Genomic DNA, 13,359 nt, shown 5'->3' on the forward strand with positions numbered 1-13,359 from the left:
GATTCTTTTACAGCCTGTGCGTTTAATCCCAGAGCTTGATCAAGAGTGGGATGAGACAAAGCAGGACAAATAGAGCCGCGCCTTTATAAATGAGGCCGGCTTTTATTTTTTCAGATGGACTGGTCAATATGGCCTGACCAAAGACCATCCAGAATATCCCGACCGGAACGGTACTCAAGCTAAAGGCAGCAAAAACCAGAACGAAGTTGGTCGGGCTTTGCCAGGTTTCCATCGGTAAAATTCCAGAGGCCAACAATGCTGCTTTAGGATTTTTTAGGGTAGTTGTAAACATTTGCCAGGGGCGAATCTGCGGATGGTTCTTGCTGTAGCGTTCTAACTGCTGGGCCTTATATAAATGCAAGGTCATCCAGCCCACACAGATGGTACTCAGCACATAGACCAAGCCTTTAAAATTTGGCCAGATCGGTGACGCCAGATGAATCACCAAGGCCCATACATTAATTGCATAAAAATAGCCGAGCAAAATGGCAGGAAGATAGAGACTGGTTTTGGCCTGCCCCTGCTGATGAGCAGAACTAGCCACCAAGGCATTGGCGGGCCCTGGAACCATCAGTACAGCAATGAGTCCTAAAACAAATAACCAATTTTCAATCATCGCAATGAACTTTTCCGGGCCAAGGTTGTAGCTTAATCAATATGAGAGTGTGATAACAAGCTTATAAATTTCAGATTTATATACAGTCTGGTCAATTTCCCGTGAGTTTTATCTTAATGTAAACCGCCCTATTCTTGGTGAAAGCAATAAAAAAATGCCGACCCGAAGTCAGCATTCATCCGTTTAATGTTGAATGATTTATTTAGGCGTCGCCTGCCGAACAATGATCGGACAGTTCTTATAACGCGCGGCCTGTACAATCGCTTCCTGCTCGCCTAAAAGCCGTGCCAGTTCGGTTCTTTTGGTATCGGATGATTGTCCCATATTGACTGAAACACTCGGGCCAATACCCCAGCCACCGCGACTGCCCCAGCCACCGCCAAGACCAACGCCCACACCGACGCCTGTACGTTTCGGTGGCTCAACGCCATTGTCGATATACTGCTGAATACGGTTATATTCACCCTGTAGTTGCGAACAACCCAAAGTCTGATACAGGGTTGGCGACACATAAGTCGGTTTTACCGGCGTTGCACAGGCACTCAGTAATGCAAGTGCAGCAATACTCAGGCTTATTTTCACAAGTTTCATAGCTAACTCGATCTTAATTCTGCTCTATCTCATTGAACAACGATTGATAGGCCTGAGTCAATTTATGATCAGTAGCCAAATGAATCAAAGGCTGATTTTTCTGATGAGATTCTTTCATCAAGATCGACGGCGGCAACATACTGTCAAGCACCGGTAAGCCTTCATCTTTGAGCTGCTGTACCACTTCACGCGGCAATTTGGCCTGTGCCTGAAACTGGTTCACCACAATCCCTTCAATTTCCAGACCTTCATTATGGTCATCCTGGGTTTCAATGACATTTTCAATCAGGGTCTGTAAGGCACGTTTAGAAAATACATCACAGTCAAATGGAATCAGCACGCGGTTTGCCGCAATGAGTGCAGAAAGGGTAAAGAAATTAAACGCAGGTGGTGTATCAATAAACACCCGATCATAATGTCCCGATAGCTGTTGCAAGGCATCTCTTAACTTGTAGATCTTGTGCTTGGACTCCAGTGCATGGGCCAATGCACCCAGCGTTGGACTAGCCGGAATGACATCCAGATGTTTAAAAGAGGATTGATGCACATAACTTTCCAAGCCTTTGCTACGACTTTTTAAAATCGAGCCAATCGCATTGCCGAGTAGGCCCTTGCTTTGCTGATTACCGAGTACATCTTCAAAATAGTTTTCTATATTTGGTTCGAGTGCCGGCTTGTCACTAGAATACGTCGCATCATCGCCCAGCACATACTGGCTAGAGTTGGCCTGCGGATCCAAGTCAATCAATAAGGTTTTTAAGCCCTGATGTGCACTGATTGCTGCCAGATTGACAGTAATACTCGACTTGCCTACCCCACCCTTTTGATTAAATACCACACGTGTACGCATGTCCCCTCCTCACATTTTTAATTACTTTTACCACATTTGTATTTTTTAATTATTTGCATGGACTGGCTGTGCTGATCATCACAGCCAGCTTGCTTTTAGCCAAAATTCGGCTTGATCATTACCAAAGCCAGAATAGACACCAACGAAACTACAGCAATAACTAAGCCAGCCCGACGCTGCGATAGCAAGATAGAATCATCTTTTTTATAGGCTTTGCCTAACGAGGACACCAGTACCAAAAATAAAATGACTTTGGCATAAAACCAAGGCTGTACATCAAAGTCTTTGAGGACGAGCGACACAATGCCGGTCAGTGCAATCACCGTGATAGCTAAATGCTGTAAAGCGACTAGCGCTATACGTGCCACCGGATTAGGTAAATTCCCTTGTGTACCGACAAACAAGGTCAAGGCACGGGCAAAAATGGCGACAATGGCCAGTCCTGCTGCCGACATATGAATAATCTTGACTAAAAGTTGGGTTTCCATCATGTCCTCTTAGTTTTTAGGTGCATGTGCACAAGCCGGACTGGTGGTGTCCTGACCAGCCCATTCTTCAGGCAAAAATGCATGAATGGCCAGCGCATGAATTTTGTCTTTTGAAAGCAGATCACCTGCAGCAGCATAAACTTTCTGATGACGCTGGACTGGACGTAAACCGGCAAAAGCCTGACTCACAATCACGGTTTTAAAATGCGATTCTTTTCCCGGGAAATAACCGCCATGACCCGAAGATTCATTCACCACTTCCAAATAGGTTGGGGATAATTGCGCCAAACGGTCTTTCAGTTGTTGTTCTAAGCTCATGGCCTGACTCCGATCTGCAAAAATATAGTCTCAGTATACCTTGTTCTGTCGAGTATTTCGGTAATCTGTACAGGTGCAATCCGTTGATTGTGGCCAAGTTTCATTGATTTTTATATGAATATTGGTTATTTATTGGCTAGTCTACAGCATTTTGCTTTTATTTTATGCAATTGATGCAAGATTTTTAACAAAGGTGTTGACCACATTTTTGCATGCTGTATTATACACGGCATGCGGGAATAGCTCAGTTGGTAGAGCATAACCTTGCCAAGGTTGGGGTCGGGAGTTCGAGTCTCCTTTCCCGCTCAAAATTTTTTCATTTAGTTTTTTCATTTAAAAAACTTTATAGACTCCGCGGGAATAGCTCAGTTGGTAGAGCATAACCTTGCCAAGGTTGGGGTCGCGAGTTCGAGTCTCGTTTCCCGCTCCAAATTCAAAAAGCCCTGATCGAAAGATTGGGGCTTTTTCGTTGTTGATTTTAAATAACATTTTTTCTTTCAGTCTATAAAGCTATCAGCTTCAAAGTGAGTAAAAAGTTAAGTTAGATCAGTTAAGAGTGGGCTTACGTGACCAAAAGTGACCAAAACGTGCCCTATCAATGTCAACTATAGATCAACATGTTTAAGTTTTTGCATGAATTCTACTCAATATGAACTGAGTAATTTTTAAAAAAACCTGAAGCACTCCCTTATGGCTTTCATTAAAGCTTTTTAATCTCTTATAAAAAATGGTGACCAAATTTGGTCACCAAAAATACTTAATAAAAACAATATACTAACTAGAAAATTATTAAATTATATGACGCTTTTTATTAGCAATAATTATTCATCTGGCTTGAACTTTAATAAATCACCAACGTCTACATTTAACAATACGCACAATTTTTCTAATGTTTCAAAATCAATACGAGTTGATTGACCATTATAAAGCTTATGTAAAGTCGTCTTACTCATTCCGGTTGCCCGAGCTACATCTGCCACTTTCATTCTTCGTTCCGCCAAAAGAACAGGCAAGTTACAAACTATCATTAATTACCACCATTGTGTAATAAAGTACTTGCATGATGTATTAAACGCATTTATTATTGCATTATGATCTTAAATAACACCATTGTGATACTTTATAAAAGGATACAAACATGAATCTTACTTATATTACTACAAAAGAATTGGCAGAACGAATCCATTATAACGAACGTACCATTCGTAATCAGTTAAAGGATAGCGTTCTAATCGAAGGTATTCATTACATCCGCCCTTTTGGTGGACGCAAAATTTTATATGTATGGGAGCGTATTGAAGAAGATATGACTAAAACCACTTTAGGCTCGCTACACAGCCTACAACTTCAATAAGGAGGATATTATTATGGCTGCCATCCGTACTAGATACGGTAAGTTATGTGTCGATTTTCGATACTTAAACATCCGTTGTCGTGAAACAACAGCTCTTGAAGACAATGCTCCGAATCGCAAAAAGCTTGAAAAAGTGATTGAGCGAATGGAAGCGGAAATCTTATTGGGTATTTTTGACTATGCTAAGTACTTTCCAAAAAGTTCTCGTTTGAAAGAAATCAAAAATGCAGAAAACAGAGTAAATGAAATCAGCTCTAAAACACCTCTATTTTCAAAGTTCTGTGAAATCTGGTTCACTGATAAAGAAATAGAGTGGCGTACAAGTTATAAGGAGAAAATTCAAATTGTAATCAAAAAGTACTTGATCCCTTTTTTTGGCGCAATTCCTGTTATTAATATTAAAAAGTCAGACATTCTTGGATTCCGTTCATCCCTCGCCAAAGTGACTCACGGAAAAAACCAAGAATGCCTTTCACCATCAAGAATCAACCAGATTATGATAGTGCTTCGTATGATACTCGATAGTGCTGCCGAACGATATGAATTTGATAGCCCTTATAAAAATATCAAGAACTTAAAGCAAGGAAAGATTGAAGTAACACCTTTTTCATTAAAGGAAGTACACGCAATCCTTGCCACAGTTCGTGATGATTTTAAGCCTTATTATACTGTTCGATTTTTCACAGGTATGCGCACCAGTGAGATCGATGGCTTGCAATGGAAAAATGTGGACTTACAACGTCGGGAAATCCACATTCGTGAAGCATTGGTGAATGGGGAGCTTGGTGGAACCAAAACTTATGGTTCTGACCGCACGATCCAGATGAGTGATCGGGTTTATCAGGCCTTTCTGCAACAAAAAAGCTTAAATTCTGGAAAATCAGAATTTGTATTTTGTAATCGCGATGGTGGGCCGCTTGATTATCGCCTGGTCAATAAGCGTGTCTGGCATCCCCTGCTACGCTATTTAGGGCTAAAACCTCGTCGTGCTTATCAAACACGTCATACTGCAGCTACGCTCTGGCTGTCGGCAGGCGAGAACCCAGAATGGATTGCACGCCAGCTGGGACATTCAACGACTGAAATGCTATTCCGGGTCTATAGCCGTTACATCCCTAATGTTACGCGCCGCGATGGTAGTGCTTTTGAAGCCATGCTGGAGAGACTGAATACAGAGAAGCTTGTCCATGAACAGTAAAGCTTTTTTTGGCGGCGTAGTCGTTAGCCCAGAAGCAGATATGGTCGCTCGTGAATTAATCCATGAGCTACACATTCCCAAACTGCACAATCTGGCCTTTTTGCTGGAAATCAATAAATGCTTCGATGATCACCAAGCATTAAGACTCTGGCTACAGCGAATGCTGGATGAAGGGCAAGCTCATTACGATGACTTGGCTCAACAGGCCCGTTTCCGGTTAATGAGCCTAGCTCACTAATAAAACAATCATAAAAGGTCATCAAATCGATGACCTTAGCCCCTCTATACCTATAAAAAGGTGAACACATGCATAAAGATATTTCAATTTGGATGCCACTCTATATTGGCGACCTACAGGCAAAATTTGCACGAATGACGGCAGAACAAATTGGTGCGGCACTGCTGTTAATGATGGATTTCTGGAAAAATGGTGCCATTCCTCACGACCTAGCGACTGTTTGTAGCATCACGAAATTACCGCAGCACACCAAGGCTAAAACTTTGTTAAATACGCTGATGGCCCTAGAATTGTTTGAAGTCGAGTCTGAGCAGATTCATTCAAATTTCTTAAGCAGTTTAAAAAGCCAAGCATTGCAAAATCAGCAAATGAAATCTGATAAAGCTAAAAATGCAGCTCAAGTACGTTGGGGGAAATCCGCAAGTAATGCTCAAGCATCAGCCAAGCAACGAAAAGTAAATGCTCAAGCAGCTCCTGAGAAGAACCCGAGTATTACTCAAGTCATGCTTGAACCATGCCCTTCATCTTCATCTTCATCTTCATCTTCATCTTCATCTTCAAATTTTGAAGAAAAAAATGAGGATTTTTTAGAAAATTCCAAATGGATTTAGGAGAGTGATCATGAATACCATGCTTAAAACGCTCCAGTTTCGCACAGAAACAACGGAAACACTTTGCCCTACCCATCATATACCCCTGATGGAAATCGCTGGTCACAAGCTATGTAAATTGTGTGCCAAAGAAACCGTCCATCACTCACATGCAGCCTATGCAGATGAGTTGCAACAGCGATTGCTACAACAGAAAATCAAAAACTCAGGGCTCAATAAACGCTACCTGGATCGTGGCTTCAAGAATTATGTAGTTGCATGTCCTGCACAAGACAATGCCATCAAACTATGTCAGGCTTTTGCACAGCAGATTATTTCTGACCATTATCCAAACCTACTGCTCATTGGTACACCGGGTACAGGAAAGACTCATCTGAGTGCGTCAATCATTCGCAACATTCTGCATAACAGTACAAAATCTGCACGCTACTATACCAGCGCAGAAATTGCTCAAAAAATGATGGATACCTGGTCAGATGCTTCACGCTCTGAGAAAGAAGTCATCGACCATTTCTCCAGTTTTGATTTATTGGTGATTGATGAATATGGCCTGCATGACCGGCATGAAAAACGCCTGGAGATGGTGCATAAGGTCTTATATAGCCGTTATGACAACATGAAATCTACTCTGCTGATTTCCAACTTCACAGTCCAAAATATGCAGCGAGATTTAGGTGTCCGATTATGGTCACGATTACATGAAAACAATTTGATTGTAGTACCGTGTTATTGGGATGATAGACGCATCACCGGATAAAAGAAGTCTTTACTACCGCCAATTATCTTATTGATATAATTGGCATTTTTTATAATTAATTTCTAAAAATCTCAACTTTATTCTCTAAAATATAGACAGAAAAATTCTAGAAAAAGAGAGGAAATCCTATCATTTTATGTTGAAAATCATAAAGTTCATTAATGAATTACCGGTATCAAAATAATTACTACCGAATAGCGTACTTATTAATAGGACTTACGCAAAGACGACCGAAGGCGAGTTATCTTAATCAATTTTTGAGCTTACAAGCAGGGGTTACGATGAAAATTTTTTGGTTTATACCGACACATGGCGACAGTCGTTATTTAGGCACGAGTAAAGGGGCAAGAACCGTTGACCATACCTATATGAAGCAAATTGCAGTGGCAGCCGATAACCTTGGCTATGAGGGCGTGTTGATTCCGACAGGTCGCTCATGTGAAGACCCTTGGTTGGTCGCCGCTAGTCTCATTGATGCGACCACTCGCTTAAAGTTTTTGGTGGCATTACGCCCTGGGGTGACGACACCCGCGCTTGCTGCTCGCATGACAGGCACCTTTGATCGATTATCAAATGGTCGATTGCTGCTTAATCTGGTCACAGGCGGCGATGAACAAGAGCTTAAAGGCGATGGCATCTTTGAAGACCACGCGACGCGTTATCAGACAGCCAGTGAATACACCACGATTTGGCGAGAGATTTTGACTCGCTCGCACACAGGCGAATCCTTTACTTTTAACGGTGAACGCTTGCAAGTAGAAGATGCTAAATTGCTGTACCCCCCTCTACAACAGCCATATCCGCCCTTGTGGTTTGGCGGTTCATCTGAGGCGGCGCAAACACTGGCTGCCGAACAAGTTGACAGTTATTTGACGTGGGGTGAGCCGCCTGCCGCCGTCAAAGAGAAGATTGAGCAGCTTAAAACCAAAGCCGCTGCCAAAGGTCGTACATTAAGCTATGGTATTCGTCTGCACGTGATTGTGCGTGAAACCAATGAAGCCGCTTGGCAAGCCGCTGATGAATTATTGAGTCATGTGAATGACGACACCATTGCCGCTGCCCAAGCCAAATTTGCCCAAATGGACTCGGTGGGACAACAACGTATGGCAGCCTTGCATGGCGGTCGCCGTGATAACTTAGAAATTTCGCCCAACTTATGGGCAGGGATTGGACTGGTACGTGGTGGCGCAGGCACCGCACTGGTGGGCGACCCACAAACTGTTGCCGCGCGTATTCAAGAGTATGCCGATTTGGGCATTGATAACTTTATTTTTTCAGGCTATCCACACTTAGAAGAGGCGTATCGGTTTGCTGAATTGGTTTTCCCATTATTACCGAAAGACACCCAAAACACCTTGGTCAAGCCAAATTTGACAGGACCGTTTGGTGAGATTGTCGCTAATAACTATGCACCACCGCAACAAACCCGTGACACTGCAACCCCAAAAACACCTACCACTGCTGCACCTAAACACGCCATCGCCTCTTAAATTCATCTTAAAGACATATTAAAGGCGTCTTCAATGCTTGTGATAAAACGTGCTAATTAAAGCACGTTTTTCGCTTCGTCTATACCTATCATTAGACACCTATCATCCGACAGGGTGTGTGGAATCCACCCTAGCCATGATAAACATCTTTTAACTGATAAACCTTTTAACTGATAGACTTTGTTTTAAAAAGTGGTAGCCAGTTATACGGTGAGATTAGACCAGCAAGCTACTTTGCTAAAGTTAATCATCAAGGTGTCAATATCCCAACTTTTTTAGCAAATGCAACACAGGAAAAATGACTTCTCTATAGCTAGGTTATATTCGGGATGTGAATAACCTATTGATAGTAATGAATATTTTTTAAGCCAACACTGTTAGTTTTACGGTCTCTAGTATGTCATTTTTTAATCAATAGCTTAGTTGTGTAATTTTATGGGTGATAAAAGTTATTTTAACGCTTTTGCTTTTTGCGGCTTATATAATAAAAAAGATTTAAATTTTAAATCATAAAACAATGGGATAAATAAATTTAAATCATGCACTTCAATTAATGATCAACTAACTATAAGGGCAATAAATATGACAACTGAAAACAATGAAAAACTTTCTTTATTAGACGATGTGGCATTAAAAGCCCAAATGCTCATGGCAAATCTAAAAGAGGGCGCTAATGATGGCTATGACCATTCTGTCACCAGTGCCGGTGAAAAGGGCTTAAAATCAGGCAAAGTGTCTGAACTCACCGCCATCGCCCCCTTAACCAAAGATGGGGCAGCTCGTATCAAACGAATTTTAGAAATCACCAAAGGCAATCTTGCAGGGGCGACCAATGTAGGCACCTTGCATGATTTGCGGTTGGTGTTTTTAGACAATGACACCAAGCTACTGTTTTGTACCGCCTATGATGGCGATTGGGACGCCTACATCAATGACTTTGCTACCAAAATTCCAGAACTCATGGACTTGATTTTTGGCAATGTAGAGGGTTGGCCTGGGATTAAAAGCCCGACTGTCAAGCAATTTATCCTTGACCATCAGATTACCGCTACCGGTTGGTATGTGGGTGTACCGCATCTGACGGTTCGTGATATTGCGCGTAATGACAAAATCGTGCGTGGCATTAATAAAGCCATTGAACAAGCCCAATAAGCCTGCTTAGAACCTGTATTCACCCTATCACGTTTATCGTACTATTATAAGGGTACTATTCCAAGCGTACTCTGAATGGGCAAGCTTTAGGTTAAAATTTCGGTACAAAAGCCATTTGTTGCGTGATTTTTACCATAAGCGGTATTTTTTAGCGTGTTGCATTGTGAACAGGTTCTTAGCATCAAATTTTTAAAATTCCCTGCTAGGAACGACCATGAATAACGACAACCCAGCGAATGAAAGCCTACTTGGCAAATTAAAAACCCATCTACAAGATGGTATCGAGCATGGCATAGATGCCATTAAAGACAAATTTGAACACAGCGATATACCCGCTGAAAAAGTCAGTGTCAAAGAACGGGTACACGAAGCGAAACAAAAAATCGGCACGCAGCTGCACAGCGTCATGACACGGGCAACGAACGCTATCTATCCCAATATCGCCACGATGGAGCTTGAGGATATTCAAGCTATTATTTTGCATGACCGCCCTGCGCCTTACTACGGCACGCTTGTCGCGCTAAAAGTCAATGACAGCAACGCAGGTCGTGAATTATTAAAAGCGGTATTACCAAACGTCAAAGGCTCAAAAAATTTCCGAAAAGACATGGATGCCAATTTGACCATTGTGATGACGTATGAGGGGCTAAAAGCTTTAGGCTTACCGCAAAGCTCGCTTGATTCTTTCCCAGAAAATTTCAAAACAGGGATGGCAGGCCGCTCCGATATCTTGGGTGACAAAGGTGACAATGACCCGAGTAACTGGCTTGCGCCATTTGGTGATAAAGGCGATATTCATATTTGCGGCGCGGTGATTGCCAATAGCCAAGAAAAATGGCAAGCCAAACTTGCCGAACTTAAACAGGCGTTTGCCCCTTATCTAGATACCAGCCGTAACGCGATCGAAATCTTGGTGGAACATGATTTTGGCGTAGATGGTGACGTCAAAAACGTGTTTGGTTATCGCGATGGCATCAGTAACCCAGAAGTGGATGGCAGTGGTATCACCCTTGAAAATAACACCGAACGCCCGATTGCGGCAGGTGAATTTGTGTTAGGTTATAAAGGTGAGGCGGGCGTGGTACCCCCCATGCCACAGCCTGAAGTATTGGGAAAAAACGGCTCATTTATGGTACTGCGAAAATACCGCAGTAATGTGGCTGACTTTCACCGCTATTGCCTTGAACAAAGCGACAATGACCCAGCTAAAGCCGATAAATTGGGGGCAAAAATGTTTGGCCGCTGGCGTTCGGGTGCCCCCATCACCCTAAGCCCAGACCATGATGATGAAGCCCTCGGTAAAGACAATGTAGCAAACAATAAATTTGACTACACGGACGATCCCTATGGCAAAGGCTGCCCATTTGGTGCCCATGCTCGCCGTATGAACCCCCGTAATACCAAAGATTTTATTCTAAGCGATGTGCGTCTTCACCGTATCATCCGCCGTAGCGTTTCGTATGGCGATATCGTGCCGCCCAACGTGACCCAAGACGATGGTCAAGAGCGGGGTCTATTTTTTATCGGTATCAACGCGCATGCCATGGACACGCTTGAGTTTTTGCAAAGTCAATGGATTAATGACGGTAACTTTATGAACCTTGGGGAAGAGCGTGACCCAATGCTAGGCGTACACGCAGGTAGTGACGCTGATAGCGATGTGTTCACCGTACCCGATGAGCCAATTCGTAAGCGTCATACCAATATTTTGCAATTTAATACCCTACAAGGCGGTGAATATCTTTTTGTACCGAGCTTGTCGGCACTTAAATGGATTAGTGAGCTTAACGAAAATTCATATTAGTGTAAAACTAAATAAAAAAGGTTAGGCGTTTTAGTACACTTAACCTTATAAAATAATGAAAATAACAGAGGACAATCATCATGCTAAATAAATTATTCGGTGGTCGTTATGCCAAGTTTGACCCAGCCATCGACCAGCTTACGAGCGACGATGAAAAAGCCATCGACCAAATCACCGCAGATATTCGTGACTATATCGGCAAATCAGACACGGTTAACAAAATCAATTATCACACCCGAGATGCCCATGCCAAAGGCTACTGTGCGTTAAAAGCCAACTTTGAGATTTTACCAAAACTGCCCAAAGAATATGCCCAAGGTATCTATGCCAAACCCGCTCGCCATGAAGCGGTGATTCGTTTTTCTAACGGTTCATCTCGTGTGGCTGCCGACAACAAGTTGGGACTTTCTCAAGGGTTGGCGATTAAAGTCTTTGGTGTCAAAGGCGACAAATTACTGCCAGATGAGCCAGATAGCCCAAACTTTGACTACAATCTGATTAATTTTCCTATTTTCTTTTGTAATACTATCCAAGACTATAGTTATATTTCACGGCTATTTTTACAATTAAATGATTATTTTGCCAAAGGCGCGAAAGGGCAAGCCAAATTTGCCTTTGACTGGATTACCCAATATGGCAAAAAACTGCCATCCAAAGAATCCCTCAAGACTTTTAGGGCTTTTAGTAAGTTTAAAACCATCAAACCGCAAAATACCTTGTTATACAGTTTTTACTCACAAGGGGCGGTGCGTCATGGCGACTATATGGCGAAAATCCGTGTCGCCCCGACCAAAGCGTCACAAGCCAAAATCAAACGCCGAGATCTCGATGTCAATGCCACCAGCGAGGCGATTCGTCCTCTGATTTTACAAGAAATCCGTCAGCACGATTATGAGTTTGATGTGCAAATCCAGCTGTGCCGTAACTTAAAAGACCAACCCATTAATGACTTGACCAAAGAATGGGATGAAAAAGACGCCCCGTTTGTGACAGTGGCAAAACTCACCATCCCTTGCCAAGATGTGCCGGATGACGGTAATTTTGACATTATGGAACACTTGTCATTTACCCCGTTTCGCTGTATTGAAGCCAACCGTCCGATTGGTAATTTGCAACATGCGCGACTGCGTGCCTATCAGACCGCCTCGACCACTCGCCATCGTTTAAATCATAAAAAACGTGCCGAGCCAATCAATCTAAAACAGGCATTTGATAAAGATTTTTATAACCTTTAAATTTGGCAAAAAACCAGTAGCGGGGCGGTTATGGGGGCATTGTTTGGGGTAAAATTTCACCCATTGGGTAAAAAACTACATCGCCTTTAATCATTCAAAAACCGTTAGCCTGTGACTGGGCTAACGGTTTTTTACCTTTTTACGCCATTAAACTGGCTTTGTTGCACAAATATGTAAGCATCTGATTTAAATAAATTTAATTTTGGATCAAAAAATAATCAAAACTTTTAAAATCAAATAGTTATGAAATCTTTGTGCAACAAAGCCGATTGAAAATCAGATGCGTCCCTGGGCGTTGGGGCGCAAGAACTGGCTGTTTGCAGGTTCGCTGCGCAGTGGTCAGCGAGCGGCAAACATCATGACGTTAATCCAGTCAGCAAAGCTGAATGGCTTGGATCCGTATGCCTATTTAAGTGATGTGCTGAAAAGGCTGCCGACACACAAAGTGACCCAAATTGAAGAGTTACTGCCACACCGCTGGAAACCTAAATCGAATTAAAAAATAGGCATGGGGTTCAGCGGACGCTTACGTTCAGCGGACGCTTACTGCCTATTTAAGTGATGTGCTGAAAAGGCTGCCGACGCATAAAGCGACCCAAATTGAAGAGTTACTGCCACACCGCTGGAAACCTAAATCGAATTAAAAAATAGGCATGG

At 42.6% G+C, this 13,359-nt stretch carries 15 protein-coding genes, 2 tRNA genes and 2 pseudogenes; 13 read left to right on the forward strand and 6 right to left on the reverse strand.

What is annotated here, in order from left to right; translation table 11 throughout:
• Positions 1–22: 22 nt before the first annotated feature.
• The 5 genes from I6L24_RS03145 to I6L24_RS03165 form a co-directional block, all read right to left on the reverse strand.
• Positions 23–616: a hypothetical protein gene (locus I6L24_RS03145; RefSeq protein ID WP_004732653.1), complete on the reverse strand. Its 594-nt coding sequence runs from the start codon at positions 614–616 to the stop codon at positions 23–25.
• A gap of 198 nt (positions 617–814) precedes the next feature.
• Positions 815–1,207 carry a hypothetical protein gene (locus I6L24_RS03150; protein ID WP_005105109.1) on the reverse strand — a complete coding sequence of 131 codons (393 nt, stop codon included), beginning with the start codon at positions 1,205–1,207 and terminating at the stop codon, positions 815–817.
• 13 nt (positions 1,208–1,220) lie between these two features.
• A complete protein-coding gene (locus tag I6L24_RS03155; RefSeq protein ID WP_004280959.1) occupies positions 1,221–2,057 on the reverse strand; it encodes a ParA family protein in 837 nt (278 codons plus the stop codon).
• A 95-nt stretch (positions 2,058–2,152) separates the two neighbouring features.
• A complete protein-coding gene (locus tag I6L24_RS03160) occupies positions 2,153–2,545 on the reverse strand; it encodes a SirB2 family protein (protein ID WP_004644835.1) in 393 nt (130 codons plus the stop codon).
• 9 nt (positions 2,546–2,554) lie between these two features.
• Complete coding sequence (locus tag I6L24_RS03165; protein ID WP_004644834.1) at positions 2,555–2,863, reverse strand: BolA family protein; 309 nt, start codon at positions 2,861–2,863, stop codon at positions 2,555–2,557.
• A 233-nt stretch (positions 2,864–3,096) separates the two neighbouring features.
• Between I6L24_RS03165 and I6L24_RS03170 the strand changes: the two genes are divergently transcribed.
• Together I6L24_RS03170 and I6L24_RS03175 are read left to right on the forward strand one after the other, a co-directional pair.
• Positions 3,097–3,169 (forward strand) — tRNA-Gly (locus tag I6L24_RS03170).
• Between the two features lie 48 nt (positions 3,170–3,217).
• A tRNA-Gly gene (locus I6L24_RS03175) sits at positions 3,218–3,293 on the forward strand.
• Between the two features lie 391 nt (positions 3,294–3,684).
• Here the strand turns inward: I6L24_RS03175 and I6L24_RS03180 are convergent.
• The gene (locus I6L24_RS03180) at positions 3,685–3,891 is read right to left on the reverse strand and encodes a helix-turn-helix domain-containing protein (RefSeq protein ID WP_004280956.1); all 207 of its coding nucleotides are present in this window, start codon (positions 3,889–3,891) and stop codon (positions 3,685–3,687) included.
• Positions 3,892–4,001: 110 nt separating this feature from the next.
• Between I6L24_RS03180 and I6L24_RS03185 the strand changes: the two genes are divergently transcribed.
• From I6L24_RS03185 to I6L24_RS03235, 11 genes and pseudogenes are all read left to right on the forward strand, one after another.
• A complete protein-coding gene (locus I6L24_RS03185; protein WP_001054887.1) occupies positions 4,002–4,217 on the forward strand; it encodes a hypothetical protein in 216 nt (71 codons plus the stop codon).
• A gap of 13 nt (positions 4,218–4,230) precedes the next feature.
• Complete coding sequence (locus I6L24_RS03190; RefSeq protein WP_004883936.1) at positions 4,231–5,415, forward strand: site-specific integrase; 1,185 nt, start codon at positions 4,231–4,233, stop codon at positions 5,413–5,415.
• Positions 5,405–5,653, forward strand: coding sequence for a hypothetical protein (locus tag I6L24_RS03195; protein ID WP_001084944.1), 249 nt, complete (start codon positions 5,405–5,407; stop codon positions 5,651–5,653). Before I6L24_RS03190 ends, I6L24_RS03195 begins: the two co-directional genes overlap by 11 nt.
• Before the next feature lie 68 nt (positions 5,654–5,721).
• Positions 5,722–6,264: a DUF1376 domain-containing protein gene (locus I6L24_RS03200; protein ID WP_004883937.1), complete on the forward strand. Its 543-nt coding sequence runs from the start codon at positions 5,722–5,724 to the stop codon at positions 6,262–6,264.
• Positions 6,265–6,274: 10 nt separating this feature from the next.
• The gene (locus I6L24_RS03205) at positions 6,275–7,021 is read left to right on the forward strand and encodes an ATP-binding protein (protein ID WP_002058176.1); all 747 of its coding nucleotides are present in this window, start codon (positions 6,275–6,277) and stop codon (positions 7,019–7,021) included.
• 281 nt (positions 7,022–7,302) lie between these two features.
• Positions 7,303–8,511 (forward strand): FMNH2-dependent alkanesulfonate monooxygenase, encoded by a 1,209-nt coding sequence (ssuD, locus tag I6L24_RS03210; RefSeq protein ID WP_004883940.1) that lies wholly within the window; start codon positions 7,303–7,305, stop codon positions 8,509–8,511.
• 582 nt (positions 8,512–9,093) lie between these two features.
• Entirely contained in the window at positions 9,094–9,663 is a 570-nt protein-coding gene (locus I6L24_RS03215) for a hypothetical protein (RefSeq protein WP_004280952.1), read from the forward strand.
• Between the two features lie 214 nt (positions 9,664–9,877).
• Positions 9,878–11,467, forward strand: coding sequence for a Dyp-type peroxidase (locus tag I6L24_RS03220; RefSeq protein ID WP_044112365.1), 1,590 nt, complete (start codon positions 9,878–9,880; stop codon positions 11,465–11,467).
• Between the two features lie 80 nt (positions 11,468–11,547).
• Positions 11,548–12,702: a catalase family protein gene (locus tag I6L24_RS03225; protein WP_216986411.1), complete on the forward strand. Its 1,155-nt coding sequence runs from the start codon at positions 11,548–11,550 to the stop codon at positions 12,700–12,702.
• A gap of 268 nt (positions 12,703–12,970) precedes the next feature.
• Positions 12,971–13,201 (forward strand): annotated as a pseudogene (locus tag I6L24_RS03230) (transposase domain-containing protein); the annotation flags it as partial.
• A gap of 58 nt (positions 13,202–13,259) precedes the next feature.
• Positions 13,260–13,346, forward strand: a pseudogene (locus I6L24_RS03235) (hypothetical protein); the annotation flags it as partial.
• Between the last annotated feature and the right edge of the window lie 13 nt (positions 13,347–13,359).

Source organism: Acinetobacter lwoffii (genome assembly GCF_019048525.1).
GTDB lineage: Bacteria > Pseudomonadota > Gammaproteobacteria > Pseudomonadales > Moraxellaceae > Acinetobacter > Acinetobacter lwoffii_K.

Bases quoted from the DNA above. Each gene is read 5' to 3' on its own strand.
- I6L24_RS03145 (WP_004732653.1), bottom strand. From the start codon at position 616: ATGATTGAAAATTGGTTATTTGTTTTAGGACTCATTGCTGTACTGATG.
- I6L24_RS03150 (WP_005105109.1), bottom strand. From the start codon at position 1,207: ATGAAACTTGTGAAAATAAGCCTGAGTATTGCTGCACTTGCATTACTG.
- I6L24_RS03155 (WP_004280959.1), bottom strand. From the start codon at position 2,057: ATGCGTACACGTGTGGTATTTAATCAAAAGGGTGGGGTAGGCAAGTCG.
- I6L24_RS03160 (WP_004644835.1), bottom strand. From the start codon at position 2,545: ATGGAAACCCAACTTTTAGTCAAGATTATTCATATGTCGGCAGCAGGA.
- I6L24_RS03165 (WP_004644834.1), bottom strand. From the start codon at position 2,863: ATGAGCTTAGAACAACAACTGAAAGACCGTTTGGCGCAATTATCCCCA.
- I6L24_RS03180 (WP_004280956.1), bottom strand. From the start codon at position 3,891: ATGATAGTTTGTAACTTGCCTGTTCTTTTGGCGGAACGAAGAATGAAA.
- I6L24_RS03185 (WP_001054887.1), top strand. From the start codon at position 4,002: ATGAATCTTACTTATATTACTACAAAAGAATTGGCAGAACGAATCCAT.
- I6L24_RS03190 (WP_004883936.1), top strand. From the start codon at position 4,231: ATGGCTGCCATCCGTACTAGATACGGTAAGTTATGTGTCGATTTTCGA.
- I6L24_RS03195 (WP_001084944.1), top strand. From the start codon at position 5,405: ATGAACAGTAAAGCTTTTTTTGGCGGCGTAGTCGTTAGCCCAGAAGCA.
- I6L24_RS03200 (WP_004883937.1), top strand. From the start codon at position 5,722: ATGCATAAAGATATTTCAATTTGGATGCCACTCTATATTGGCGACCTA.
- I6L24_RS03205 (WP_002058176.1), top strand. From the start codon at position 6,275: ATGAATACCATGCTTAAAACGCTCCAGTTTCGCACAGAAACAACGGAA.
- ssuD (WP_004883940.1), top strand. From the start codon at position 7,303: ATGAAAATTTTTTGGTTTATACCGACACATGGCGACAGTCGTTATTTA.
- I6L24_RS03215 (WP_004280952.1), top strand. From the start codon at position 9,094: ATGACAACTGAAAACAATGAAAAACTTTCTTTATTAGACGATGTGGCA.
- I6L24_RS03220 (WP_044112365.1), top strand. From the start codon at position 9,878: ATGAATAACGACAACCCAGCGAATGAAAGCCTACTTGGCAAATTAAAA.
- I6L24_RS03225 (WP_216986411.1), top strand. From the start codon at position 11,548: ATGCTAAATAAATTATTCGGTGGTCGTTATGCCAAGTTTGACCCAGCC.